This window comes from Rossellomorea sp. NS-SX7, from assembly GCF_052828565.1.
Genome location: NZ_CM128249.1, coordinates 3,586,409 through 3,611,887 on the forward strand (window position 1 = coordinate 3,586,409; position 25,479 = coordinate 3,611,887).

The following is a 25,479-nucleotide window of genomic DNA, read 5'->3' on the forward strand; positions in this document are numbered from 1 at the left end:
GATCACTCCTAAGCTATTGATCTATCAAAAACTGTTCTTTCAGCATATTTGATCATATATGCACCAATAAGGGTGTAAATTATACTCAAACCTAGTACGGACATAATCTTAAGTGGACTTTCCCAGATAGGTATGCCTGTTAACATAGAATCCCGGAACAGGAAGACTGAATCTGTTATAGGAAATACCTTGCTTAGCCACTGAAGCGGCACCGGCAAATATTCTATCGGAAATACGAAACCACACACTAAGCCGGTAACGGTAAACAGATTATTCTGCACAAAATAAGTATCGCGCGTATACAACATCACTCCAGCTAACACTAAAGCAATAGAAAAACATGAAATCATGAATAAAAGAAATCCAAAAATCGCAGATGAATCTGGATTTGTTAATTTCAAACCTAAGAAAAAAGCGATGATAAGGGCCGGGAATAATTCTATTACTACCCTGTAAAGCTGCTGAATGGCAGTACCTATAAAATATGCTGATCGTCTTGCTGGAGAAAGCAGCAAAACTTCCAGCGTTCCTTCCCTCCACTCAGTTATTAAAGATCTAGATACATTCATCATCATACTAACCGAAATCGTACTAAGCAGGCCTCCAATGATTACATAAGTCAGATAATCATCTGTGCCGGCAAATTTAGAGAATTTGCTGTCCAATTGACCTTGAATTAAATAATGGTATGTAAAATAAGAAACGAGAATGATATAAGTGCTGTTAAGCAAATGGCCCATAGTAAAGGTCCATGGATACGCTCTTATATCCGATATTTGGTTACGGTAAATGATGGCTTTTATAGCTTGTAACAACGGCTGAACCTCCATTTTTTGCAGAATTAAGTATACATCCCACTATGTTTCCTGATTTTTTTTTGTTCACTTGCCAGCTTTTTTGCTTCCTGTCTGGAAAACATATATCTTCGGAAAATGATCACGATGGATGACGAATTATAGACAAGGTGTCCGATGATGGCCGGTAACAATGTTCCACTTATTTTATAGGAATAATACCAGGCAATACTTAGTAGAAACAAAATAATATAGGATCTAACAGTGAAGGTTTTTCTGGTCAAGGGGTGGATATAGTGCGACAAAGAAAAAAGACCTCCTGATACAATACACTCGATCCAAAATACAGACTCCGGTACGTATGTGCGGTAAAAGATTTCTTCAAAGATCGCACTCCCAATAATTGAAGATTCAATACCTATGAAGGCCTTTGTCGTGATTGGCGGTAAAAGAGGATACACCTCTTTACGTAAAAAAGAACTATAATCTTTATACTGAATAGCTAGTGCGACAATTGCACAGCCAATGGCAAGTAAATAAGGCAGCATTCCACTCTCGGAAGCAAATGCAAAATTAGGAAGCCCGAAAAATATTGCTGGAGCAAGGAAAGGCAAGAAGAAAATGGTTATTCTTACTATGTCTTTAAAATTAGACCCTTTCACTTTTTCTCTAATTAAATTGGTTGAGAACATTGCAAATGCAAAGAACAAACCGAATAGTATGTACTGTAAAACCATTATTTCTGCCTCCAAAAATTCACGTATATTAGATAGAGATTCAATAAAGGAAAAGGACACCGTTTGTTAGTTAAAAAAGGTAATGATTCACTTAAAAGTCCTTCAAGTGAAATGTGATTCTTTGACAATCGCCATTCAATTTAAAAATTGAATTCTCACTGGGCAATTGTCAAAAATAATTAGTTAGGAAGATTTCCTGCTACTAGCTTTACTTGTTTTAAAGTTGGCTTTTTGTACATATGTATCCCCTCCTCCCCTTGTAACGGTGTCCTTTTCCCATATTGAATCCCTTCTCTGATAAGTCACGCACAAATCGAATTGAACTCTCATGATGATGAATGTTTAAATCAAGGGTTATACTTCAGCTAAGCCTCTTTCAATTAGAACATTCACAAATTCTTGTACATCATTTTCCACAACATCAACATCTGTGTTGTAATTAAGGGCAACTACTTTTGAAATACCCTCTATATCCCTCTGGCCATCAATCGATTCCCAAATCACTTGTCCAACATCGTTTAGTTCAAACAAATCATAATTAAGGGCTAAGTAACTCGTTCCATTAATTGCGCTAAATCTGGCAAACATATTTTGTGTAGGTACCAAGTTCCGTTTCCTCCTTATACAATTAACTAGTTTGTTTAACTTTTAATATAGATTGAGATTTCAAATTTAATGATTGTGCATACTTTATTGTTTCTTTGACCAATTCATTAATGGTGTCTAATTCAAATGATTGGCTTTGCAGTTCGATGTATTTACTCAAAAGGCTTGTATCTCCTGTTTTTTCTTGGTAGCGAAGTGCCTTTCTGTATAACCATTTTGTATTAGGGTTTGTCTCCCCATTTGCTGCTAAATAGGAAGTCATCACTCGATCCAGAAACAGTCGGGATAAAAAGAATGCTGAACCAAAATCTTCAGATAAATATGCCCCTTGTAAATCTTCCAGCAAACCCTGATAACTTTCATTTTCCACCGCGACGCGATAGTGCCCCAGATTGTCAAAATCAATGTGGTTATAAACTTCTTCAAATTTTTCAAGGTTAACAATTGGTCTGCCGAACTTCAATCTATGAAGTAAATCATATTCATCATCAGAAATTCTCTCTATGTATTCATTCGTTTTGAAATTAAGACGGTTTAATGAATTAATCGCTTTATTAAACTCGTTCCATGTCCAATATTCAAAATCCAAACGAATTCCCTCGTGAATGACGTTTCGGATTAAGTTTTGTTCACTCTGTAAAAAACTTTGAGTAATATTTTCATCTTGTTCAATGGAAGGGATCGCATCACAGATAACGTAAACATCAATATCTGAGGTAGAATTTCCAAACCCCTCCATCAACGATCCAGCTAAATACACTATACAATCGTCATAATTAATATGATTTAAATATTCGATGATAACATTCGGATTATTCAGTAAATTTTTAACGTTGTTTCTCATTAGATCCTCTCCTTTTATATTTCTAGGCCTTTTATATTCCCCTGCGCAGCTGCGTATCGCATTAATGCCGGTGAGCCTCCTCATTCTTTTCCTAGTCCGGTTTTTACAGAAGAAGTGACAGAGCTTATTTATCAATCTGATTATGATTCTTTTGATCCGGCACTAAAATACCATTAAGATAACAACAATCTTCATTTCTGGTTCACATATAACCCTCATAACTTTATACTTGATACATATGAATCAAATAATTATAAAACTATTCTACTAATAGTTTATTTATTCGGAGGGTCTCATTTGGATAAAGAAGTACTAGGTAAAGAGATAAAAAAGTTGAGAAAGCTTAGGAACTTGACACAAAAACAATTAGCCGAAGGTATCTGTAATCAATCAGAGATTAGCAGACTAGAAAAAGGAGAAGTCTTTCCAAGTATCGATATCCTTCATCTTGTCGCTAATAAGCTTAAGGTTCCTACTTTTTACTTTTATGAAGTTTTAATACACGATAATATCTCTTACAAGAATAATTTGACTGGAAAACTAATGACACTAGTTCAGAATAAGGATTACATTGAAGTTTATAAACTAGTTGAAAATGAGCTGAAAAAAACGGAATGTCATCCTGAATTCAAACAATTTTTGTTATGGCAATATTACGTATCTGCATATTATCTCAAGAAAATAAATTCAGATACTTGTTTAACAGAACTAAAACTTCTATTGCAGCAGCAGACTTTCGGAACAAATGTTATCCAGGATTTGTTCATCAAGAATTCCATTGCAAACATCTATGCCGAAAAGAGAAAATTCAAAGAAAGTATCCGTTATTATGATTCAATATTGAATTCCGAAATAGATAGCCTTGAGTACACTGCATTCCGCAATAAAGTATTATATAATTTGAGTAAAGTACTGTTCTTAGACAATCAAATAGAACTTTCTCTTTCTACCCTTGATGAGGCAATCGAATGGCTATGTAGAAATAGTGATATGTCCTTATTGGGACAAGTATATTTTCAAAAAGCCGAATGCCTTGAAAAGCTTAATTATCCGTATGATGAAATATCAGAGTGTTATAAGAAAGCTCTATTTTTCTTTAAACTATTAGGTCTTACATATTATGAGAAAATTATTATTGAAAAAAAGCAAAGATATTTAAATTAAATTTCAGGATTTTCAATCGAATGTTCGAATGGAAGATCCGATTCATTTTGCCCCAGTGAGACTCCATTATCGCTGCTTAGAGCGATTGCACCAATTAGTAGTAAAAGAAACGAAAATCCAAATAAGACTTTTTTCATGAGTACAACCTCCTGTGTTATCGTTCAATAAGTGTATAATAAACCATAAATTTCATGAAAAATATGCAAATTTACATATTTACAACAAATTATCCTATAATTTGATAAATTACTTATATATGGAGGTGATTAAATGCAGGATTTGTTCTTTTATAATTGGGAAGTTAGAGATGAATGGATGGAGTGGTGTAAAGAGGTTTCAGATAATAAACTAATTGATATCAAGTCGGAAGATATGCAAAATATTATTAAGACGTTATTTCATTTAATTTATAATGAACAACATTGGATGAGCAGTATAAAAGAGGAACCTGACTTAATTCAGATCAACAAGGATTTTATTCCTACAATAGAAGAAGTATTGGAATACTCAAGGTATACAAGACCTTTTGTAAAAGCTTTCATTGACAAGTATCAATTTATGTCAAATACGAACCAGAAGGAAGATAGCACAGGATTCCCGTATCCATTGAACAATAAAATGCACCAGTTAGTTATTCAAGAAGTTCATCATATAGGAGAGATAAGTATTTGGGCGAGCAATCTTGGATATGCTCCAGTAGAGACGGATATCATTGATAATCGCATCCTCATGGATTAATAGCAAAAAGCAGAAGATAAATCCTTTTAAAGGTGTTCTTCTGCTTTTTTTATTTTTTTATAAGTATTTTCGAACTAATACTGCACACGCAATGGTTATAGAATTTCCTCATAACAGGCCTCTACCTTTACCAGACTTTTAAAAGAGACCCTGGTTGATTTAATTATCTAATTATTCCGTCAATATGCATCATTGCATATTCCAGAACGTCATTTGTTTGATATTATTCTAATTGTGAGGGATCACAAATCCATATTGGGGGAGGGATAACGATGAAATCATTAAAAATCGGAATGGTAGAGCCTATGCGTTCTCATGAATATGGTTATGATGGGCCGTAATAGCCTAACTTAATATCAAATGTTTATCAGGCTAAGAAGTTCAACACGATATAGCTTCTTAGCCCCCCTAAAGGACCCTGATAGGGTCTTTATTTATTATCCAGTAAGGAGCGGACTGTGAAATGGAAAACACCAGCAGCATAAGCAAGGTAACTCAAGAACTTGTTAAAGAAATTGAAAAACATTCATATGGCTCTTATCTTATAGAAGGAAATCCAGGTTTAAGCAGGATTGTATCAACTAATTTTTGTAGTCAGGTTAAAAAAGACCACTTTATCTATGAAATATCGTGTAAAAGTTTACTAACCGACTCATATTCATTCGTTAAAAAATTGATCTCTCCTTATATTACATCTCTTGAGAAAGAAAACCCCTCCCTTCTAGTAAAATACAAACAATCTCTTTGCCTTTTGATGCCCTATTTACGGGAGAAAAAGTTATTTGAAGATGTCATTTTGGGGCTGGATGTCCCTCGAGAAGAAAATCCAACATCGTTTACGATGAGCTTCATAGTCAGTATGCTCAACGGAATTATTAACTTCCTGCTGGAAATATCCAGTCATTATGCTGAACATAAACCAGTGGTTTTTATTCTTAAAGATATCGATCAATGTGATTATTCAAGTTTGCAGCTTATTAAACGTCTGATCATACGATCTTCTGTTTGTTCATATTATGTCATATTAACTTCTTCCAAACACGGGCTCTTTAAAGAGAAAGAAGTAAAATTCAATAGGAAGTTTTTAATCAACACTGCTTCATATTCTCTAGTTAAGGATATGGAAACCCAACTTCAAGAATTAGACCATCACGAGAGAAGTGATTTTCTCAAATGTTATATTGAGAGCTGCGGGGTTAATGATGGGAATGGTCTTTATTCTGCAGTGTATCATGAGGCGGCTGAAAACATAAAGTTCAAATATCACCAAAAGCAAATTACTTCCTTACATGATCATGAATTAGACATGTCTTCTAAATATGCAAAACTCTTATTTCATATGGAAGCAATTAACGATGAAAAGGTAGCAGAATTATTAGAAGACGCTGCATATTACTGCAGAATCAGTGGGTATTATAATGAAGCCGTCCATTATGTTTCACACTCCCAAAGCCATTACTGGTCATCATACGATAATCAACAGAAAGCGAAGTTACTGAGAATCAAAGGGGTTGGCCATATAAGGCTTAAAGAAAATGCTGATGCCCTTGATAGTTTGGAAGAAAGTTTAAGACTGGCTAAAGATCCTTATTTCAAAGCAAGATTATGCTACACAATAGGTTCTTTTGTAATCAAGCATGAAGCTGAAATGTTTGGCCCAAAGTGGCTGGATAGAGGTTTTGACCAAATACAAGGGCTAGAGAATGAAAAAGCTACCTTGGAGAGGCTTTGGTTAAATAATTCCAAGGCACTTATCAAATACAGAGAAAGAAATTATGAAGAGGCAATCAAAATTGAAGAAGAAAACTTGAACAAATTTAAAGAAACCTTTAATGGCCAAGAACATGCAGTTACACATGCTATACTCCATTACAATACAGCATATGTGCTGCAGGACTCCGGCCGTTTGAAAGAGGCTCTAAATCATATTGATGAAGGAATTGGGTTAGTCCCTTCCAATTTGGATTTATATAATAACAAAGCAAATATTTTGCAGCAAATGGGGAAATTTCAGGAGGCAATCCCCTACTATAATAGAGTGAAAAATGACGGGTATCCCAAGGTAGAGGTATATATTAACTTAGGGAATGCGTACATGAAGTCTGGAGAATTCGATAAAGCTTTGGAAAATTACAATTATGCTGTCAAATTAGCACCGGATAACCCACATACTTGGAATGCAAGAGGACACTTAGGTTATGTAAAGGGTACATTTCAGGAGGCGATCAGTGATTTTTCAAATGCACTTGACATTGACCCAACATTTATTTCAGCTCTCATCAATCGTGCGAATACTTTTGCTGAATTAGGTAAGAATACCGAAGCGATAGCAGATTATGGTTCTGCTGAAAATTCAGCCCCTAACCGTGTAGAGATTTTCGTGAATCGGGGAGCGATATTTCAAGAAGCAGGGGAATGGAAAAAAGCTAAACAAGATCTGGAACATGCTTTAAACTTGGCCCCTTCTCAAAATCTAGCTTATATCTATGCAAACCTAGCTGTTATTTACAGTCAGGAGAACAAATTACAACAGGCAAAAGAATATATTGAACAAGCAGTCGCTCAGAATCCCTCAGATCCATGGATAAAATATAATAAAGCCCATCTTCATATTCAATTGAAAGAATGGGATTCTGCTTATTCTGAAATCAAAAAAGCTTTAGAGATATCCCCAACTACTAAAGACTTTATTGAATTGAAAGATAAAATTCCCAAAAGACCATCCATGGTTTAGGTGTTGAAAATGGGAAAAAAACTAACCTTTGAAGAAGTTCGAAGCCTCTTTTTTTATAGTAAAAACTATTTCCTGTTTTTTTTAGGATGGGCAATATCCCTTTTTGGTAGTTCTCTAACTAGAATAGCTTTACCTATCTTAATTCTTGAAAGAACGGGTTCCGGATTTGCCATGGGGATGACGTTTGCTCTTGAAACCATCCCTTCAGCTCTTTTAGGACCATTACTAGGGGCATTATCTGACCGGTACAATAGGAAAATCATGATCATAACCTCTGATGTGTTAAGGGCATTGATTTTGATCGCTGTATTATTAACCGGTAATCTTTACATTATTTTCACTTTAATTTTTTTAATGGGAATTCTGAAAGCACTTTATGTCCCGGTAAGGTCTGCCATTATCCCTGAACTTGTATCAAAAGAAAACTTCCCTAAGATTGTCGTGTTACAAGGAACGACTCAAAGAATCATAAATATTGCTGGTCCTTCATTGGCAGCAGCCATTATAGGGTTTACAAACCCTACTTTCGCTCTTCAACTAGACATCATCACATATTTAGCTGCAGCCTTACTATCCTATTTTGTCTATATCCCCATTCACAAAATATCTAAAGAAAATGGGATTGTGGCAGATATGAAGGAAGGTTTTGTTTATTTATTCAACCATTCAATGATTAGAAAACTAAATTTCTTTTGGGTGATCCTTAATTTCGGATTTGGTGGATTGACTGTATTATTGCTCCTTTACCTTGAAGAGATAAATATGGATAATGCCACTTACGGACTATTGATGACAGTCCTGACGATTGGAATGCTTCTGGGAACAATGGCGGCTTCAAAAGTAAAAGATAACCAAAAAGAAAAGATAATCGATTTATTACCTCTTACATTCGGGGTCTGCTACTCGTTCCTATTGTTCGATGTAGGTACCCTGGTTCTATTTATAATCGTGCTTATCCTAGGTTTGAATTTTGGCTTATATAATGTCATGGCCAGTATCATCTTCGGCCTGAATATACCAAATGAGATACGAGGCAGAGTGTATGCAAATGCCACAGCTTTTACTACTTTGGCTTTTTCTTCCAGCACCATATTAGCAGGGGCGATGAAGGCGTACTTTACTGTCTCAACAATTTTCTTTGTCATCGGAATAGTTGTTGCCGTTTGTTCTTTAGTGGTAATGATTCTTCACCATAAAAAAAGCCCGCAACATGAAGTGAAAAAAGCGATGAACTAAAAAAGTATGAACCGTTTAAAGTGACGGTTCTTTTTTTTAGAGTTTTGACACCCTATATCAATCTTACAAATTCTACAAATAAGCACAAGAAATCTTACCCTTGTATAGGGATTAAGCCTAAAAGCTTTACTTGGGGAACTTGCTTAACTTATGATTAAATAAATTTGGGTCTCAGGAGTGTTCTTGTGTAGCTTACATCATTCGATTATACATAATTTTCTTCAGCCCCTACGTTGTTGTCTAATTCCCATTATATAAAAAATACCCAATAGGTAGACGTTTTGTAATGTCCACTCTATCGGGTACAATGTATAATGGGGAGGTTGAAATATTTCACATTCTGCAGTTCAGCAAATGAGATAAGTACAACATGTAGATTTACATCATTTACTTCTCCAATTCCATAAATAATATAATAAGCAAGTGCAAGAAAAAGTTATCAAGACACTTCCCATGATTGACATATTTAATGCGGCAGCAGGAATTTCTTCGATTAACAATTCATCTGTAAATTCGAAAGTAAATAGATATAGTGAAGTTCGCACTCCATCAACATGTAATAACTTGTCCAATAATTCTTTTGATTTAAAGATGAAGTACATACCAATAATGGGAAGAAGAAACAAAATGATTACTTTTGATTTCATAAAAGATAACCTCTCTTTCAAAATAGCCTACACCTGATCTCCCTCCCTGTCTACTCCCTATTTTACTTGTTGAAGCTCCCAAAATAAATCATAGACATTCACATCAATATGGAGTTTTTTATCTTTCGATTTATCAAATTTGAATTCTTTTGAATTTGTAATTTGATTTTCAATAATTTGCTTAGAAACATCCACTAAGAAAATGTTATTATTTTCCGTTAATGTTTCAAATATTTCCTCATCCGTATTTATTGTTCCTTCAGCGGCATAAACACCTACAACCTCTAACTCAACCGGTCCATCCAATATTGATTTTAATTTTTCGAAATTCACCCTATTATCTTCTAGCGTCATTGTAAGAGCTCCCAGATTTCCATCACTCACTGACTTTGTTCTTACAAATATTCTATTTACGTCCACATTTGTATCATTTATTATTTCTTCAAGCTCCTCAAAAGAAATAGTTTCATTAAATGTAATAGTAGCAGGTACTGAGGCATACCCTTCTGCTTTTAATTTTTTAAAATACTGAGGCATTTTTTTCTGGTATTTTTTAAGACTATTCAGCGTAAGATTTTTTGAGTTCACAATCACATCTGCTTCGATTTCTTTGCTCTCTTTTTCTTTGTTTATCTTTAATTCAATAGAGTTATCATCTGACAATTTGTTTGGAGTATATTTTTCCATTTCTAACTTATTGGATGGTGAAGCAAATGAAGATGTCGCTATAGTTACAATTAATAATCCAGTTATGATCCCAGTCGGAAATATTTTTCTCAAAGTGTCCTACCTCCTATTGTTTGTAGTAGTTAATTGTTCCAAGTGGCGCATGCCATTGTGTATTGTATTCCCCGTAAAAGCTCTTGCTGCTTTCATGAGCATTTAACTCGATATAACCATCTCTTGCACAGGTTACACTTCCACCGCGATTGTTCCAATCCACGTAGAAATAATAACTAGTGGAAGTATTGATGCTTGTAGGACTTAGTGAAACGAATTCTGCCTCTTCATCATTTCCATCACCGCCATCATCATCTGTATCAAATTTAGGATTCGGATAATTAGTCGACATGCTCGATGTACTAGTGTCCAGATTACCGCTCATATCTGTTGCATCCAGGCCGTGATAGTAGCTACTGTTATTATAATAGTTTTTTATTGCAGTTACTTCACTTGAATTATACTTAATGTTGTGCATTCGTAAATCCACCTGATCCACACAAGAACCGCTATAAGTATTATAACTATTCGTATAATAATTACCTGAATTTGGTGCGTATGAGCCGGCAGGACTATACCATGACCCACTTACAATCTTCGCTGAAGCCTGTCCAGTAAAGCAGGCCATCGCAAGTAGTCCAGTTACCACAAGACTTAACATCCTTTTCTTTTTCATATTATTCCTCCTTATACTTAATACAAGTAAAATATTACCACCACTTCCAAAGATATAAAATTGGGAAAATTCTAATCATTTACTATGTAATAAACATTCATTCTCGTTATTCCCGACTGTTTTCGCTAGATTTCAATTGCTGTATATCAAGCTAATTATGACTATTTTTATATTGGGATAATCCTAAGGGTTTTTACGGTTTTATATTATTATGAATTTCATACCCAAAAAATGAAACGGATTTCCAGTTCGTTCCGTCGTATTATTAAGTTAATGGAGGGGTGGGGAAACTTGGATAAACAATGTAATACCCTTAGAGGGTTCGAAGAAATAATGAAACGATACGGAGAAGATGTGACACGACTTATATTCGGATATGTTAAAGATTGGGCTATAAGTGAAGATTTAACCCAAGAGGTATTTATCAATATTTATCATCATTTAGACGAATTTGAAGGACGCTCCCAATTAAAGACCTGGATTTTTTCAATAGCAATAAACAAGACAAAAGATCACATGCGTTCATGGCAGTATAAAAAACTATTGATGACGAATAACTTTTTCTACCTTCAAGACTCATCACAAAAACCTGATCAGCAATTAATCGATAGAGAAGTAAATGATGAATTAATAACGAAGGTATTTAAGCTGCCTTTAAAGTATAGAGAGGTAATCTTATTACATTACTATCAGGAATTAAAACTAACTGAAATCAGCCAAGTCATTAAAAAAAAGCCTGAAACCGTACGTACCAGGCTTTTTCGCGCAAAAAAATTATTAAAAGAAATAATAGGGGGGCATATCGAGGATGAATAAAAGAGAATTCAAGAAACGTCTCCATCATTTCATGTCGAAAGATCCTAAATTTACTGAAGAAAAAAAGTCTGCTATCTTAACTAGAATCAAAACAAAAACTGCTAATAAAAAGAAAGTGGAAATGAGGCCTGTTTTAAGCGGACTGACTCTCTTATCCGTGGGTATCTTCCTTATTTTTTTTGGAATGCAGCAGATGGGTATATTTGAGAAACAAGAGACAGACCCTACTTTGATCGCCACCCCAAAAGAAAATACAGATAAGTCCGAAGGGAAGGAGAAGACAAGTGTTAAAGATAACTTCTCACCACCAACTCAAGAGCAAATCAATAGTAAGGTGGAAGAAATTCAATCTACATTCCAGCTGAATATGACGCAAGATGAGGCCACACAAGCCTTTGGAAAGGACTTTTCAGAAGATAAAGCTCAAAACCCTGAAGGCAGTCCATTCGTTTTCTGGCGCTACGAGTATTTCAATGACCCCGACTCAAAGCGGAACCCTATTTTACCTCCAGGGGATATTGATATCGAGCGATTAAAAAAACGCACCTTAGGCATATCATTTTCTATATTCTGGAATAAAACAGAGGCTCACTTTGCTACAATCGCCTATCATGAGGGTGATACAGTTAAACTTATTACACATAAGAGAGACGGCACAGTCACCGTAGATGAAATAAAATAGTAATGCTCTTTTCGTTTTACTCTGTTCCTTTACACACTAGAAAATGCCGGAACTTGGGCATTTCTGCAGTTTATACTCGAGAACCCGCTTCATTTAGTAATTTTCATTACGTATGAAAAACAACTCTTTTAGAAAACAGCCAATAATAAAAAGATAACTCCATCTGCGATGGAGTTATCTTTTTATTATTAATTATGTTTGTTCTTTTCGATGAATGTATCTTTGATCGTCTCAATCTTTTTGTTATTTAATTTAAAATCTTTTTTGAACTGTTTCATTGTTCTTTCTTCAATTTTCAAACCATTAAACCAGTCCCAGAAGTTATCTTCTCCTACATAATCGATTACGTAATCAGCAAAGGATGTTTCCTCATTAAAATACTTCATATGTTTGGCATGATCATCATGGTGAAGACTCTCTTCTGTGTCTGCTTGAATAAAATATGGAGAATCTCCATAAATAAAGCTCTTATAAGGCCAGAAAATCTCCGGATCCACTGTATTATAACGTGTCATATCGCTGCCATTCATTACCCCTCCGTCATTGACGTCAAAGTGAATGTGAGTTCCAGTAGAATTTCCTGTTGTTCCTGTAATTCCAATTTGCTGTCCTCGGCTAACAGTAGCACCTGTAGATACCCACCTTTCATCTAGATGAAGATACCTGGCAATTAGATCATTACTGTTTCCTGATTCAGGGCTGTTGTTGTTTGTTTCTAGGACAATCCAATTTCCAGCTGAACTACTTACTCCACTGTACATTATTCTCCCGGAACTAACTGCGTACGCTGGATCATAACCCGTGTCTACATCAACTCCAAGATGAGAAGACCTTGTTGGATCTAAATATTCCGAAGTAATATAATTTGAAGTAGTAAAATATCTCCAATTGAAGTCATCGTAAGGATTCAATGGATCAGCTTTTTGTGGACCAGTCTCTGCAGCTGATACCCCTCCAGATATAAGGGATCCAGCTAAACCAATCACTGCAGCGCCTGAAAGAATTTTTTTCATTTTCATATTTTATCTTCCCTTCTTCGTTAATAAAATGGATTATTCATTTTACACACACGACATAACTTACATTCAACGACACTTTCACTCAAAGTATAAATACAATTTCTATGAACTTATTAAACTGCAAAATTACTTAAGTGATTAATAGTTGCTGTATGAAATACTTAAAGAACTGGTTCTGGTTGAATAAAGAGTACCTCCTGTATTCCCATACACAGGAACTCTAAAATATGCAGAAACAGTTTTGTATGAACTCGAACTCGACACCCCGATATAAGAAGAAGTGGTGTAATAGTTACCTACTGAATATAATCGAGTATTATCAAAATCAAAGTTTGCCTTTCTGGAATAATCCCCTCCACCAAAATAGACAGTCTTTTCTGAAGATGAAGAAGCATTCACATCATAGTTATCCCAGAATTTAATTGAAGAGCCGGCACTTATCGGACCATACCCCACAGAAAGCCCTGCAGTCGCACTATAATAAGGGCGCTTACTATAACTGCCATACCATTTTGTTTTCTTAACAAAATCAACATAACTGGACCCTGAGAACGTTAAATCTACTTGAACAGGGTTTGTATAACCTCCGAACCAAACTGCAGTTTCTGCACCAGAAACGTAAGTATAATCTCCAGGTCCGCAATTATACGTAATACCTTGAGAAGTAACTTTTATATTTGTGTCTACATAATCGCCGTCACTCATGATAGAACTGCCGATGATACTTGTTTTTCCGCTCTTTGAATGTTGTTCATCACATCCATTGCCATAAGGATCTGAATACGTAATGACTCCTGAAACATTTCCTACGTCTTCTCTATTTACTCCCCCAAGCATGGTAAATGAAGGCTCTTCTATTTCACCTTTCATAACTTTGTACACCCAAGCATCTGTAACGGATTTAGAATATTCAAAATCTTTTCCGTTTAGGTCTCCTAATCCAAGGTCGATCGCTGGAACATTAAAGGAAATTAAATCGCGTTCATCCTTGTCAAAAAAATAGATAGTAAGAGTCTTCTCACCTTCTAGTCTCTTATTAGCAACCAACTCGTTTGTGTTAGGCGTATTGTAGAGTTTAAGTTTCACGACCTCTAAGCCGTCATGGTTGTTTTCATTTGTAACATTAAAAATGACATCTTCAGAATCAATTCCTGATTGAAATGCTTCTCCAGACACTACCACTTCTTTAGTCACATTTTTATACTGTAATTGCCCTGTAATAGAAAGATCTTCACCATTAAATACATACTGATCAATCTTTAACGATGAAGGAACTTCCAACTCTTTCGCGTTTGGATTTTTTTCTGGTAAATTCACCAAAGCAACTCCCTTGTACACATTTTTCACATTGTCAGCGAATGCGTAGCTCGGAATTAATGCCAAAACCAAAACCAAAGCTAATAGAAACTTTAAACTCCTCATTTTCCATCCCCTCCTAATATTTTTTAGTACGACTCAATTATGAGGGGGTATTCCCAGTATTTGTATTGGGAAAATCTAGTCTCGAGTAACTGAAAGTAAGTGTTGATTAAACTGTTGTAAGGACATATCTTTGATTTCATAATCAACAAAGTAATGTTCTTTAAGGGCTTCTAAGTCATTATTTAATTCACTTATTTGTTCAGCCTCAATTTGTAAAGATGGATTATTTAAATATTGTTCAACCATGCGTTGATATTCCTTAAAGTATTCTTCATACTCATCCCCTGGGTGCAATGTATAAAGAGCATCGATTCGAATTAAGTTATTATTAAGCTTGGATAAATGCCTCCGTTGAGCTGCACCCTTAGTTCCCAAAACATTCGTTGAGCTATTGTATGTGTTATCTACTTGTGTGGTAAAGGCTGAAATATATTCTTTTTCATTCGTTCTAAGCTCAAGCCAATAGTATAAATTAAGAGAGCTGCTAATCAGAAGAGCGGCCAGTACACACGCCATAAAAATTTTGATTTTCAACTTTCAATCCCCCTCACAGTTATTGGGAAAATTATGATGAATCTATAAAATTTTTAATAAATCTTCAGTAAATAAAGTGAATTTTTCATCATTTAAGTACTTGTAGTGATTGATTAATAGTTTATAACAGTAGATTTTCTTGTCTTTATTTTCTGTCTCTATATAGTAAGGTAATGCAACTTTCTCCACATATTTCGCCAATTTCTTGTTTTTTCCCATGAGGATCATTGAGTGCATGTTAAACTTAATCTGATAATCTTTTGATGATGCTTCCTCTGCATATTTTAGCCCCTGATTTGTAAATAGAAGACCTTTTTCTTTTTCACCTTGTTCTACATATATATTTACTATTTCATATAGAGTACTTACACTGTTGACCCCCTTCTGCTCCGCAATTTTTTGACTTGAGCTGAAATGTTTAAGGGAAGATACATAGTCATTTTGACCTTTATACAGCAGCCCCAGGTTGTGGTGGACACTGACCAATAGTTCTTCTTTTTTGAAATACGTAGCCTTAAACAATACAATATTCAGGTGATTAATCGCTTCTGTGGGTACATTGATTTGAGTGTAGAGTATGCCAAGCAACAAATGAACATGCAAAGTCCTTGACGTGTTAAAGCTTTTTTGGAATACATCTAATGCTTTTATCGCATATGTAATGGCATATCCCAATTTATTTAATTTACCGCTTGCTAACGCAAGATAATAATATAAGTCTTTTTGGTGCAGCGATTCAATCTCAAGACAGTTATGGAGCAACTGAAAAGAATCTTCTAATAGTCCGCTCTTCAAAAAGTATATTCCATTAAAGAAATCCAATGTTTTCATTTCCGATACGTGTAATATTTTTGAATGCTCTTCCAGCGTATCTTTAATTTTAGCGCACTCTGCTAAATTATCTTTATAGAGATAATAACGATATTTTGTTAAAAGAAACCGGTAAATATAAGATGAATTTAAGAATAGCTTTTCTTTCTCACAAAGCTTATTAAATGTAATTTCAGCCCTTTCCTTGTCTTGAAAAATGATATACCGCTCCAACTCCTCAATCAGTATTTGATTTTCAGCCAAATCCGTTTTAAGGTCGTTAAAATCTACCTCTAATTTATTAAATAATAGAGTAAGTGTTTCATCGTTCACTTCCTTGTTTCCATTTTCTATTTTACTTAGATGTGAAACGGAACAAATTCCTTCGCACAAGTCTTCCTGCGTCATGGTCTTTGCTCTCCTGAAATATCGAATCAATTTACCATGCATTTAACCACACTCCCTTTTCATTTTCATATAAAAAAACGCCCAAGATGGACGTTCGTCAATGAAAGAATTAATCGAGACTTATAGAAGTCGGCGGCCAGATAGGATCTGTTTTTTGGTCTAAAGCCGCTGCAATAGTTTCTGTTTTATGCAGGTTCACCCCAACTCCAATCGATAAAATAGAAAGGCAAAGAATAATTTTTTTCATGATTGAAATTTCTCCCTTTTATTTATTTTTAGGTTTTTACCTTTTAAACTTTTAAACTGTTCTACTAGTGTAAAAATGACCCGCTGTAAGGGGTGAATGTAATTCTTCTATATATAGAAACTAGGATAAATGAGAAATCTGAAAGGAGTTAGAAGAATTAACTGAATGCGAATTAGAAAATAGGTAACTTGTACTACTTCATTACAATTAAATAGTAACAAACGGTTTCTATTTTATGATATGCAATGTTGCATATTTCTTAATTTACGATAATAGATAATCTAACAGAAAGTAAATGAATACAAGTCACAAATTAATTCAATCATTTTTATCGGATTCTGATTCATTTCTGACTTTACCAGTCTAAACAAAATAAAAAGTTTATTTTTTATGCAATTATGCATATTCCATTGACCCATCGAATTTTATTTAATATATTTATCTTGTAAAATTTTACAAAATAACTGGAAGGAGTTGACACCCATGAAATCAATCAAAATGACAAAGGTTGAGAATGTTAGAGCTTATAGCTTAGGTTACATCGATGAAGGCGGCTGGTCTTAATCGATTAATCAATAATACTGTAGATTAAATAGCATCAAAGGGCTTGTCAAAAAGCGTAAATAAGGCTCTTTTCCATTCGTGAAAAGAGCCTTATTTTATTTAAAAAATACGATATTAGGAGTTTTTCAATTGGAAAACTTAATAGGTAATTATTCAAATTTATTTTCAACTAGAGAATCTAATGTGTCTTTAATGAAGGGTGATTCCACAGAAATTCTCCCCTTTATGGAGCATCTAAAGGAATCTTTTCTACTGGATAAGCAATATGTATACAGTACTTCCGGTGTTTGTTTACCTACCGAGTCCTTTTATATAGCGAAACAATTAGTATACCAACAATTAGAGAAACTGGACCTGAAGCAGTCCCCTCTTGTAAGCAAGTATAGAAAGCCTCTATATTATTTAATGCCATGGTTGCAAGAAGAAAGTGAAATGTTTAAAGGGGTTTCACTAGGGTTAGAGATCCCTCAAGAACAGAATCCAACTTCATTTACTCTCAGCTTTGTCTATCAAGTAATAAATGGAATTATCAATTTTTTACTGGAAACAGCAAAGGAATTAGGCAACACTGAAAAAGTCGTATTCATGTTCTCTGATATTGATAAAACCGATTTTTCAAGCATTCGCTTTATTGAACAGCTTGCTAAGCGTTCAAAACAAGCAAACTTTTACTTAGTAGGCTCCTACTCATTAGACCAACTCCCGGAAAAATACCTGACTCTCTCTTCTATAAAGTCTTACAGTATGGCTGACATTCAATCTAAATATGCTTCCGGGACTTTCACCTTTACACACACCGCTAAGGATAGTCATCCAGAGCACAGCCAGCAGCCGCTGAAACATCATAATAAAGATCTAGCAGCACACTATGCAAATCTCCTTCTCTCACAAGATATAAGTAAGGAGACAGCTGAATCTTTCAAAGAAGCAGCTATTTATTCAAAGAGAAACGCTTGTTATGATGAAACCATTTATTATACCGATATTCTCATACATAAATATTGGGACTACTTCGATGATAGCAGTAAGGCAAGACTGCTCCGTTTAAAGGGAGTTTCGCATGTACTCTTAAAACAAAACGATATTGCCATGGAGTGTTTAAAAGAAAGTATAAAACACTCTAATGACAGGTATTTTAACGCCAAGGTCTGCTACATCATCGGTTCATTTGTAACGAAGCATATTGATGAGATTCTCGGCCAAGAATGGCTGGATAAAGGATTTTCCTATATTGAAGGGTTATATGATAAACAAGCTGTAATGGAGAGGCTCTGGTTAAACAATTCACGTGCACTTTATTATTTCAAAAACAAAGAATATGATCGGGCTATTCAAATTGAGAAAGACAACATTAAAGTCTTCCAGCTTACCTTTGATCAAAATGAACATGTGATGACTCATGCCATTTTACAATACAATACAGCTTATGCATTACAAGACAGAGGTCATTTCGATGAAGCTCTTTCTTATATGGAAAAATCACTACATCTCGTTCCATCTCATCTCGATCTATATAACAATCAAGCAAATATGCTGCAAACAATGGGAAGATATGAAGAGGCCATTCACTATTATGAAAAGGTTAAGGAAGAAGGTTTGCCTAAGGACGAGGTCTACTTGAACTGTGGCAATGCTAAAGCTTCTTTAGGTCATTGGGGTGAAGCATTAAAAGACTATGAATACTCGTTATTTATCAATCCAGATAATAGCAATACATGGAATTCACGAGGTTACTTATATTACTTAACCGGGAATAACGTGAAAGCTATTGAGGATTTTACCCAGGCATTAAAAATCCGCCCACAATTTATACCTGCCTTACTTAATAGAGCCCTGGCGTATGAAGCAACTGAACAAAATACTATGTCACTGAATGATTACCATACAATTGAAAATCTCAACCAGAACATAATCGAGGTATATGTAAATAGAGCTTCATTATATCAACGGATCGGGATGTTAAAGGAAGCAAAAGAGGATCTGAGGAATGCCATTGGAATAAAGCCGAATCAAGCAGAACCTTATGTGAATCTGGCTATCGTCCATAATGAGGAAGGTAACTATATTGAAGCAAAAAAACTTTTGGAAAAAGCAGTCACACTTGATTCAAAAAACCCGTGGTTTTATTTTAATAAAGCTTATATTCATAAAGTATTAAATGAGTATCAAGAGGCAAAGGTAGAGATAGATAATGCTCTTAAACTCTCTCCAAACGAAGAAGAATTTAACAATTTCCTAATAGAAATTATTGAAGCACTTAACCAGGTGAGCTCATCATGAAACGTTTAAGTGGTGAATTCACTAAATTATTATTCAGTAAAAATTATGGCTTTTTCTTTTTTGGAGGGGCCATTTCTTTTTTTGGCTCTGGTCTAACAAGAATTGCTCTTCCCATATTAATTTTAGAAAAGACAGGATCGGGATTATTAATGGGGCTTGCCTTTGCCATCGAAGTACTCCCTGCTACTTTACTTGGACCTTTTCTCGGTGCTCTGACTGATAAAATGAATCGAAAGAAATCACTCATCATCGTTGATCTTTTAAGAGCGATACTCATTTTAGGCATCTTACTTACTGCGGATTTCATTGTCATTTTTACAATGCTGGCATTGATAGGTGTTTTAAAGTCGTTTTACGCGCCTATCAGATTAGCGGTTGCACCTGATTTAGTCCCTAGAAAGCATTTTCCTAATGCTGTTTCATTAAACGGCGCTACACAACAGCTTTCAAATATCGTGGGGCCTTCTGTTGCTGGGATTCTCATCGCTTTTACAAGCACTTATGTGGTTTTGGTGATTGATCTCATCACCTATGTAATCGCCGCTTCACTAACATGTTTCATTACATTATCTGAACGAAAAGAAAAAAAAAGGGATTCATTGGTGGGACAAATTAAAGAAGGGTTTCTGTTTCTTTATACAAACAAACATCTTCGAAAGCTGAATTTTTATTGGATTGTGCTGGATTTTGCATTTGGCGGCCTTCAAGTTTTATTGCTTTTATATTTATCAGAAATCAGTATGAATAAATCGATTTACGGACTGTTAATGACATGCCTGACAATCGGAATTTTTATAGGGACGATAGTAGGGCCCAGGATCAATAAGCAACGAAACAAAGAACGGCTCATCAACATTTTACCCTTATCGTTTACGGTGCTCTATTGCATGTTAGTCTTCGACTTGCCTTTGTTACCCCTTGGATTCTTTATTACAATATTAGGTTTCTTATATGGATCATTTAACATTCTTGCCAGTGTAGATTTCGGATTAAACGTCCCTTCTGAATTAAGGGGGCGGGTTTATTCAAACGCAAATGCATTTACTACGCTTGCAATCGCTTCAAGCACTATTGTTGCAGGAGCGACCGATGCTTACTTCAAAGTGTCAACCATCTTCTTTACCTTTGGTGTCGTTAGCTCTTTCGTTCTGTTGATTATCCTTTTCACTCATACTTCTGTTAAACATATGATTTTCAGTAAGAAAACAAAAACAATTGCGTCTTAAAAGGACATGGGGACAGGCTGACTGTCCCCTATAAATTATTCACAGCTGTACTCTTCACATAACCAGCCTAATTCACCCCAAACCTCAAATAAGTTCTATCATCAAAAGAGATATTCCCTTTTTTCAGTCCTTTGGTTGATTTATATTCCCTGAAACAAAGGGGGTCCTTTTTGATGATTTCGGCTAAAGCTTCCTCTGATTGTTGAAGAGTGTTAAAAAGTCTTGGATATCCGTCTGAAGCAAGGACTATCTGTTTAGTCTTTGGAGGAACTTTTCTTACGATAAAAGATGATTCCTTTAGAGGAAAACCATCCAATGCAGAATAAGAATACTGAGAGTGAAGTGTATTTTGTAGTAAATATTGCCTTTTCAACAAAGGTAATACAAAATCCCTTCCTGTATCGAATTCCAGAAGGTCGTCAAGGGTTTTTCCCTGTACGATTTCCATCTCCAGAAATGCTGCCCTTGCATTGGAAATGACGATGTCTATCTCTTTCTCATCCTTAAATAGTTCGTCGTCAAGCATATACTGACAGTCCCCTATCATCCATATTTCATTCCTATACCTACTGTAAACAACCACTGAGGCTGTGGCTCTTTTGTAAGGGGCTGTTTTCAATTCTTCCAGCAGATTGTTTTCAAGGTAGAAGTTCATGAGGGATTGATTCATTCTATGAAAGGCCTCTCCTGCTGATATATCCTTCTGGAAATCTCTAACACACGACAGAATGAGAGACCTTGCCATCTGCCCGCTGGTTTTCCCATTATAACGATTCATACCTTTACTCGTTGCCCCATCTACTACTAATGCAAAATTATTTGTCAGTAAGTAACCATCTTCATTTGTCCGATCATTTCCAGCTTTTGAAACTGAGAAATCTTCAATTCCTTTCATGCCGATTCCTTTCCACCAGAAGATGCTCTTTCTGACATCCTCTTTGGCTGTTTGAGGATATACTCTTTCTCTAAACGAACGTTTGTAATATGCTCTTCTCTTAATTCGCAGCTAACAACTGCCACATATAGTTTTCCGAAATTCTTCATCTTCTTCGCCTTTTTAAAAAGGGATTCGGTAAAGTATTTAGCAGCAGCCACTGTACCATAAGTATGACATCCTGAAAAGACAGTAAGCGTCGTTGAACCATTATCATTAAAGGGGTTCTCCATTCTAATGACCAAGCCTAAATCTTTGACCACTTCATCGTTTTCTTTCATTGGACTTAGAATATCCCTTTCCCCCTCTGCATTCCAATGAATGTCATTTCCAACTTGTTCCACAATGTGAGTCAGCTTTTTCAACACATCTCTTGTTACTTCATTATTTTTCGGACCACCAACCGAAATGATATCTCGTTCACACCTTTCCCCCAAACGTTCCCCTGATAAATATATATTCTTCAGTTCAAGTTTTTTATAGGCCTTATTCAATGAAGAAATGATAAAAGCCAGGGCTCGAACTTGGCCTATTCCCGTTGCTTTTTTTTGATATCCTGTGTCCGCCGAAATGACTGAAGTTGCAGAAACGACTATGAGTTTGCTATGGTCTGTTAAATTCCACAGTCTTCTCCCAGGACTTACGCTATTAAAGAAATGCCCCATTTTTACCATGAACAATATGAAGACCGCCCAAACTACATTTACAAATAAACCTTGAGAAATTCCACCTTTAAATAATTGTGGAATCCCCATCATAAAGTCATAGATTTCTTTCATGATTCCTCCAAAAATAGTAATATTTACTTATCCTTTTTATCATTTTATATTATGATAATGGACAGGGTAAAGAAATTTTGGAGGTAACAAATGAAAACTGCCATACATGGGCTGCTTTATATAGTGTCATTTTACATGATAGAACTTTTTTCTTTTATTTTCATTACCGGGGTTTATTTGTATGTAAACACTTTTTATTTATCATCTGTTTATCAATTGTCCGGATTAATTATGTATCTAATGATACTCCTAGTCATACTCATTAAAGCCATTTCTTTCACAAGCAAACTAAAAGAGGGTTACTTGATTGGACACCCTATGACACCATCTGCAGAATGGACATCAGAAGAAACTCACTATACACATCTTTCTGAATCTGCAGCTTATTCCTTTACAATCAATCAATCTCTATGGGAATCAGATAAAGAGATTGTTATGAATCAAGAAATGTATAGTCAAATAAAAAGATATATGAAGAAGCACAAAAACACATTAATCCCTATCTTTATATGGCAATGGATCAAGGCAATGCAAAATAAACAACCCTTTTTTAATGATAAAAAATTGTGTATGTCCCAACCATTGAGTAACAGTGATTTGAGTCGATGCCATATAGGAGGCTACTACGACACATTTTTAACAAATCGGATATTTAACAAGAGCTTAAAGTGTAAGCATACACACTATCATGCCAACGAGATCTTTCATTGTAAGCCGAAATTGATGAACAACCAGATTGGTGTTTCAACCATCGGCTTCACGCTTGATGGTTACCTATTACTCTGGCAGCAAAACTCTAAAGCACTTTCGAGCTCCGGCCTACTAGCCCCTACAGGCAGTGGCTCTTTGGATTACTCGATGATGAAAAAAAATAGCCTAAATAAAACATTGATCAATGCAATGAACACTGAATTATGGGAAGAGAGTAACGGGAAAGAAACACAATTTACAATTGATGACATTGGCCGAACGTATGTCATTGGGCACTATCGATGGATGACAAGAGGTGGACAGCCTCAGTTCGCGGGAGTTTCATTCCTAAATATAGATTATAAAGAACTGAGTCCAAATTTATATGAAGTAACTCATGGTGAAAGTAAGAAGATTCATTCAATAGAAGAATTGATAGCTCACTTGCACTTATTACTCGAAAAAGATAACTTATCCTTCCCTTTAAGGATGAATATTTTATTTCTGTTGGATTATATACAGGAATATCCTGATTTTGTGAGTAGGATGTTAATCGGGGCAGAAAGAGTAGTATAAAGGACGAATGGGGGTGGATTCCATCCCCATGCTTTCCTTTTTCAATACATAAACTTCAGATTCTCCAACAACCCAGAGATTCGTATCACCTGCAATGAACCATCATTGATCATAGTGCAAATCATTACTTAGTAGTCTATTTACAAGTCAGATAGTATTCGTTCTCCGTGTACAAAAAAAAGAGATAAGAGTATTGTCTTTTACCTTCCCTTATTCAACCACAACCTATTTCCATATGATTTTAACCCCACCTTCTTGGGTGCGAATCCTAATCATATCCCCACTCTCATCCCGGACAAACGTCGGACGGTACCAATAAAGGATGTCCGCAAGCAGCGTAATCGACACAAAATGTGCCTTCCCGCTCGAAAACGTAATATTCTTATACCACAAATGAGGAGCCAGATTCCCCTCGATCTCCATTTCTCCAACCTGATTCACTACTTTACAACCTGATTTCATAAAAAAATTCCACCCTTTTATATCTAGTCACTTACTAGGTATAGAAGGATGGAAAAAGGACACCATTGGATGAAAACTTTTAATTAAACGTTTGTTTAATCGCAGAAAATGCTCTTTCAAAAGGGATTCAGGATTAAATCAAACGTTTGTTTAAAAAGCCCAATGATTTTCTTACCCTGACAATGTATTGACTGTGAAACCATAATATTCGATATGAAATACTCTCAAGACGAATATACATTAGAAAAAATGACAATATTTCAGGAGGGACAGCATGAACACATATATCGAAGTGGAACCTGGTATAGAACTATTCGTGCAAGATACCGGCAGTGGGGAGCCCATCGTATTTATTCCCGGTTTCACCTTTACAACCGAAGTCTTTTCAGAGCAGGTCAGGCACTTTTCAACATCCCACCGGACAATCGTGATCGACCCCAGGAGCCATGGCCGATCCACGATGACGGTTCATGGGAATGACTATGTCACGCATGGAACGGACCTGCAAAAGGTATTGAAAAAATTAAACGTCGAGAACCCTACCCTTGTCGGCTGGTCATTCGGATGCCTGACGGTTTGGGAGTATATCCGCCAATTCGGTTCGGATGGCATCAAGTCTATCGTTTTAATTGATATGCCTCCAAAATCCTTATCCGTCCAGCAAGACCAGGAGTGGGTGGAGGGCCCACTTGATGACATGGCTGCTGCTTATACAAACTACCTTCGAAATCCAAAAGGACAGCGGGACTTCATTTCTGCTTACGCCACGGGAGTCATGGTCCAGCGGGATCTAAAGGATGATGAATTAGAATGGATCGTTGAGCAGTCATTAAAGACTCCTTACTACATTGCCGCCAATCTGTTTTCCTCCGGGCTTTTCTCCGATTATCGAGTGGAGGCCACTGAGAGCAGTGAGTCCATACCGACTCTGTATGTGGTCGCAGAGCATTGGGCAGAAGCTGCGGTTTCAAGTCTAAATAAGCTGGCTCCTAAGGCGTCTGTGGAAGTATTGGGAGGGCATCTAATGTTTTGGGAGTATGGTGAGAAGTTTAATAAGATTGTTGAGGAGTTTTTAGAAGGTAATAGATAACAGAGCATTGTTTTCACTTCACTTTGCTGCAATCTAAAGTAACG

Annotated in this window: 25 protein-coding genes; 10 read left to right on the top strand and 15 right to left on the bottom strand. The window is 35.6% G+C overall.

Annotated features, from left to right (window positions below):
* Positions 1-8 precede the first annotated feature (8 nt).
* The 4 genes from ACUXV2_RS17815 to ACUXV2_RS17830 all read right to left on the bottom strand — a co-directional run bounded on the left by ACUXV2_RS17815 (position 9) and on the right by ACUXV2_RS17830 (position 2,981).
* Positions 9-815: an ABC transporter permease gene (locus ACUXV2_RS17815; protein WP_446244485.1), complete on the bottom strand. Its 807-nt coding sequence runs from the start codon at positions 813-815 to the stop codon at positions 9-11.
* A gap of 26 nt (positions 816-841) precedes the next feature.
* A complete protein-coding gene (locus ACUXV2_RS17820; protein WP_446244486.1) occupies positions 842-1,531 on the bottom strand; it encodes a CPBP family intramembrane glutamic endopeptidase in 690 nt (229 codons plus the stop codon).
* Positions 1,532-1,885: 354 nt separating this feature from the next.
* Positions 1,886-2,137: a PqqD family protein gene (locus ACUXV2_RS17825; RefSeq protein WP_446244487.1), complete on the bottom strand. Its 252-nt coding sequence runs from the start codon at positions 2,135-2,137 to the stop codon at positions 1,886-1,888.
* A gap of 22 nt (positions 2,138-2,159) precedes the next feature.
* Complete coding sequence (locus ACUXV2_RS17830) at positions 2,160-2,981, bottom strand: hypothetical protein (protein ID WP_446244488.1); 822 nt, start codon at positions 2,979-2,981, stop codon at positions 2,160-2,162.
* Positions 2,982-3,278: 297 nt separating this feature from the next.
* Here ACUXV2_RS17830 and ACUXV2_RS17835 point away from each other — a divergent pair, with 297 nt between their 5' ends.
* Positions 3,279-4,145, top strand: a complete 867-nt coding sequence (locus tag ACUXV2_RS17835; protein ID WP_446244489.1) for a helix-turn-helix domain-containing protein — start codon at positions 3,279-3,281, stop codon at positions 4,143-4,145.
* Here ACUXV2_RS17835 and ACUXV2_RS17840 read toward each other — a convergent pair.
* Complete coding sequence (locus ACUXV2_RS17840; protein WP_446244490.1) at positions 4,142-4,282, bottom strand: hypothetical protein; 141 nt, start codon at positions 4,280-4,282, stop codon at positions 4,142-4,144. The two genes, ACUXV2_RS17835 and ACUXV2_RS17840, sit on opposite strands and share 4 nt — an antisense overlap.
* A 133-nt stretch (positions 4,283-4,415) precedes the next feature.
* Here ACUXV2_RS17840 and ACUXV2_RS17845 point away from each other — a divergent pair, with 133 nt between their 5' ends.
* The 3 genes from ACUXV2_RS17845 (at position 4,416) to ACUXV2_RS17855 (ending at position 8,853) form a co-directional block, all read left to right on the top strand.
* A complete protein-coding gene (locus ACUXV2_RS17845) occupies positions 4,416-4,883 on the top strand; it encodes a DinB family protein (protein WP_446244491.1) in 468 nt (155 codons plus the stop codon).
* Positions 4,884-5,346: 463 nt separating this feature from the next.
* Complete coding sequence (locus ACUXV2_RS17850) at positions 5,347-7,617, top strand: tetratricopeptide repeat protein (protein ID WP_446244492.1); 2,271 nt, start codon at positions 5,347-5,349, stop codon at positions 7,615-7,617.
* 9 nt (positions 7,618-7,626) lie between these two features.
* Positions 7,627-8,853: an MFS transporter gene (locus ACUXV2_RS17855; protein WP_446244493.1), complete on the top strand. Its 1,227-nt coding sequence runs from the start codon at positions 7,627-7,629 to the stop codon at positions 8,851-8,853.
* Between the two features lie 704 nt (positions 8,854-9,557).
* Here the strand turns inward: ACUXV2_RS17855 and ACUXV2_RS17860 are convergent.
* The gene (locus ACUXV2_RS17860; protein ID WP_446244494.1) at positions 9,558-10,280 is read right to left on the bottom strand and encodes a hypothetical protein; all 723 of its coding nucleotides are present in this window, start codon (positions 10,278-10,280) and stop codon (positions 9,558-9,560) included.
* A gap of 13 nt (positions 10,281-10,293) precedes the next feature.
* Positions 10,294-10,896 (bottom strand): hypothetical protein, encoded by a 603-nt coding sequence (locus ACUXV2_RS17865; RefSeq protein WP_446244495.1) that lies wholly within the window; start codon positions 10,894-10,896, stop codon positions 10,294-10,296.
* Positions 10,897-11,187: 291 nt separating this feature from the next.
* On the opposite strand from ACUXV2_RS17865, the gene ACUXV2_RS17870 reads away from it, so the two are divergent.
* Together ACUXV2_RS17870 and ACUXV2_RS17875 are read left to right on the top strand one after the other, a co-directional pair.
* Positions 11,188-11,712, top strand: a complete 525-nt coding sequence (locus tag ACUXV2_RS17870) for a sigma-70 family RNA polymerase sigma factor (protein WP_446244496.1) — start codon at positions 11,188-11,190, stop codon at positions 11,710-11,712.
* Positions 11,705-12,394 (top strand): hypothetical protein, encoded by a 690-nt coding sequence (locus ACUXV2_RS17875; RefSeq protein WP_446244497.1) that lies wholly within the window; start codon positions 11,705-11,707, stop codon positions 12,392-12,394. The genes ACUXV2_RS17870 and ACUXV2_RS17875 overlap by 8 nt, the downstream gene beginning before the upstream one ends.
* Positions 12,395-12,582: 188 nt before the next feature.
* Here ACUXV2_RS17875 and ACUXV2_RS17880 read toward each other — a convergent pair whose 3' ends face one another.
* The 5 genes from ACUXV2_RS17880 to ACUXV2_RS17900 form a co-directional block, all read right to left on the bottom strand.
* Positions 12,583-13,413, bottom strand: coding sequence for a M23 family metallopeptidase (locus ACUXV2_RS17880; RefSeq protein WP_446244498.1), 831 nt, complete (start codon positions 13,411-13,413; stop codon positions 12,583-12,585).
* A 138-nt stretch (positions 13,414-13,551) separates the two neighbouring features.
* Entirely contained in the window at positions 13,552-14,835 is a 1,284-nt protein-coding gene (locus tag ACUXV2_RS17885; protein WP_446244499.1) for a hypothetical protein, read from the bottom strand.
* Between the two features lie 75 nt (positions 14,836-14,910).
* Complete coding sequence (locus ACUXV2_RS17890; RefSeq protein ID WP_446244500.1) at positions 14,911-15,369, bottom strand: hypothetical protein; 459 nt, start codon at positions 15,367-15,369, stop codon at positions 14,911-14,913.
* A 42-nt stretch (positions 15,370-15,411) separates the two neighbouring features.
* A complete protein-coding gene (locus tag ACUXV2_RS17895) occupies positions 15,412-16,629 on the bottom strand; it encodes a helix-turn-helix domain-containing protein (RefSeq protein WP_446244501.1) in 1,218 nt (405 codons plus the stop codon).
* Positions 16,630-16,696: 67 nt separating this feature from the next.
* The gene (locus ACUXV2_RS17900) at positions 16,697-16,834 is read right to left on the bottom strand and encodes a hypothetical protein (RefSeq protein ID WP_446244502.1); all 138 of its coding nucleotides are present in this window, start codon (positions 16,832-16,834) and stop codon (positions 16,697-16,699) included.
* 693 nt (positions 16,835-17,527) lie between these two features.
* On the opposite strand from ACUXV2_RS17900, the gene ACUXV2_RS17905 reads away from it, so the two are divergent.
* A complete protein-coding gene (locus ACUXV2_RS17905; RefSeq protein WP_446244503.1) occupies positions 17,528-19,678 on the top strand; it encodes a tetratricopeptide repeat protein in 2,151 nt (716 codons plus the stop codon).
* Positions 19,675-20,904, top strand: coding sequence for an MFS transporter (locus tag ACUXV2_RS17910; RefSeq protein ID WP_446244504.1), 1,230 nt, complete (start codon positions 19,675-19,677; stop codon positions 20,902-20,904). Before ACUXV2_RS17905 ends, ACUXV2_RS17910 begins: the two co-directional genes overlap by 4 nt.
* Positions 20,905-20,971: 67 nt before the next feature.
* Here ACUXV2_RS17910 and ACUXV2_RS17915 read toward each other — a convergent pair whose 3' ends face one another.
* Together ACUXV2_RS17915 and ACUXV2_RS17920 are read right to left on the bottom strand one after the other, a co-directional pair.
* Positions 20,972-21,799, bottom strand: a complete 828-nt coding sequence (locus tag ACUXV2_RS17915; protein ID WP_446244505.1) for a hypothetical protein — start codon at positions 21,797-21,799, stop codon at positions 20,972-20,974.
* Entirely contained in the window at positions 21,796-22,617 is an 822-nt protein-coding gene (locus tag ACUXV2_RS17920) for a hypothetical protein (RefSeq protein WP_446244506.1), read from the bottom strand. The genes ACUXV2_RS17915 and ACUXV2_RS17920 overlap by 4 nt, the downstream gene beginning before the upstream one ends.
* A gap of 90 nt (positions 22,618-22,707) precedes the next feature.
* Between ACUXV2_RS17920 and ACUXV2_RS17925 the strand changes: the two genes are divergently transcribed.
* Positions 22,708-23,883, top strand: a complete 1,176-nt coding sequence (locus ACUXV2_RS17925; RefSeq protein ID WP_446244507.1) for a hypothetical protein — start codon at positions 22,708-22,710, stop codon at positions 23,881-23,883.
* 225 nt (positions 23,884-24,108) lie between these two features.
* On the opposite strand, the gene ACUXV2_RS17930 is transcribed toward ACUXV2_RS17925, so the two are convergent.
* Complete coding sequence (locus tag ACUXV2_RS17930; protein ID WP_446244508.1) at positions 24,109-24,345, bottom strand: hypothetical protein; 237 nt, start codon at positions 24,343-24,345, stop codon at positions 24,109-24,111.
* 274 nt (positions 24,346-24,619) lie between these two features.
* Between ACUXV2_RS17930 and ACUXV2_RS17935 the strand changes: the two genes are divergently transcribed.
* On the top strand, positions 24,620-25,435 hold the full coding sequence (locus ACUXV2_RS17935) for an alpha/beta fold hydrolase (protein ID WP_446244509.1): 816 nt from the start codon (positions 24,620-24,622) through the stop codon (positions 25,433-25,435).
* The last annotated feature ends 44 nt before the right edge of the window (positions 25,436-25,479 follow it).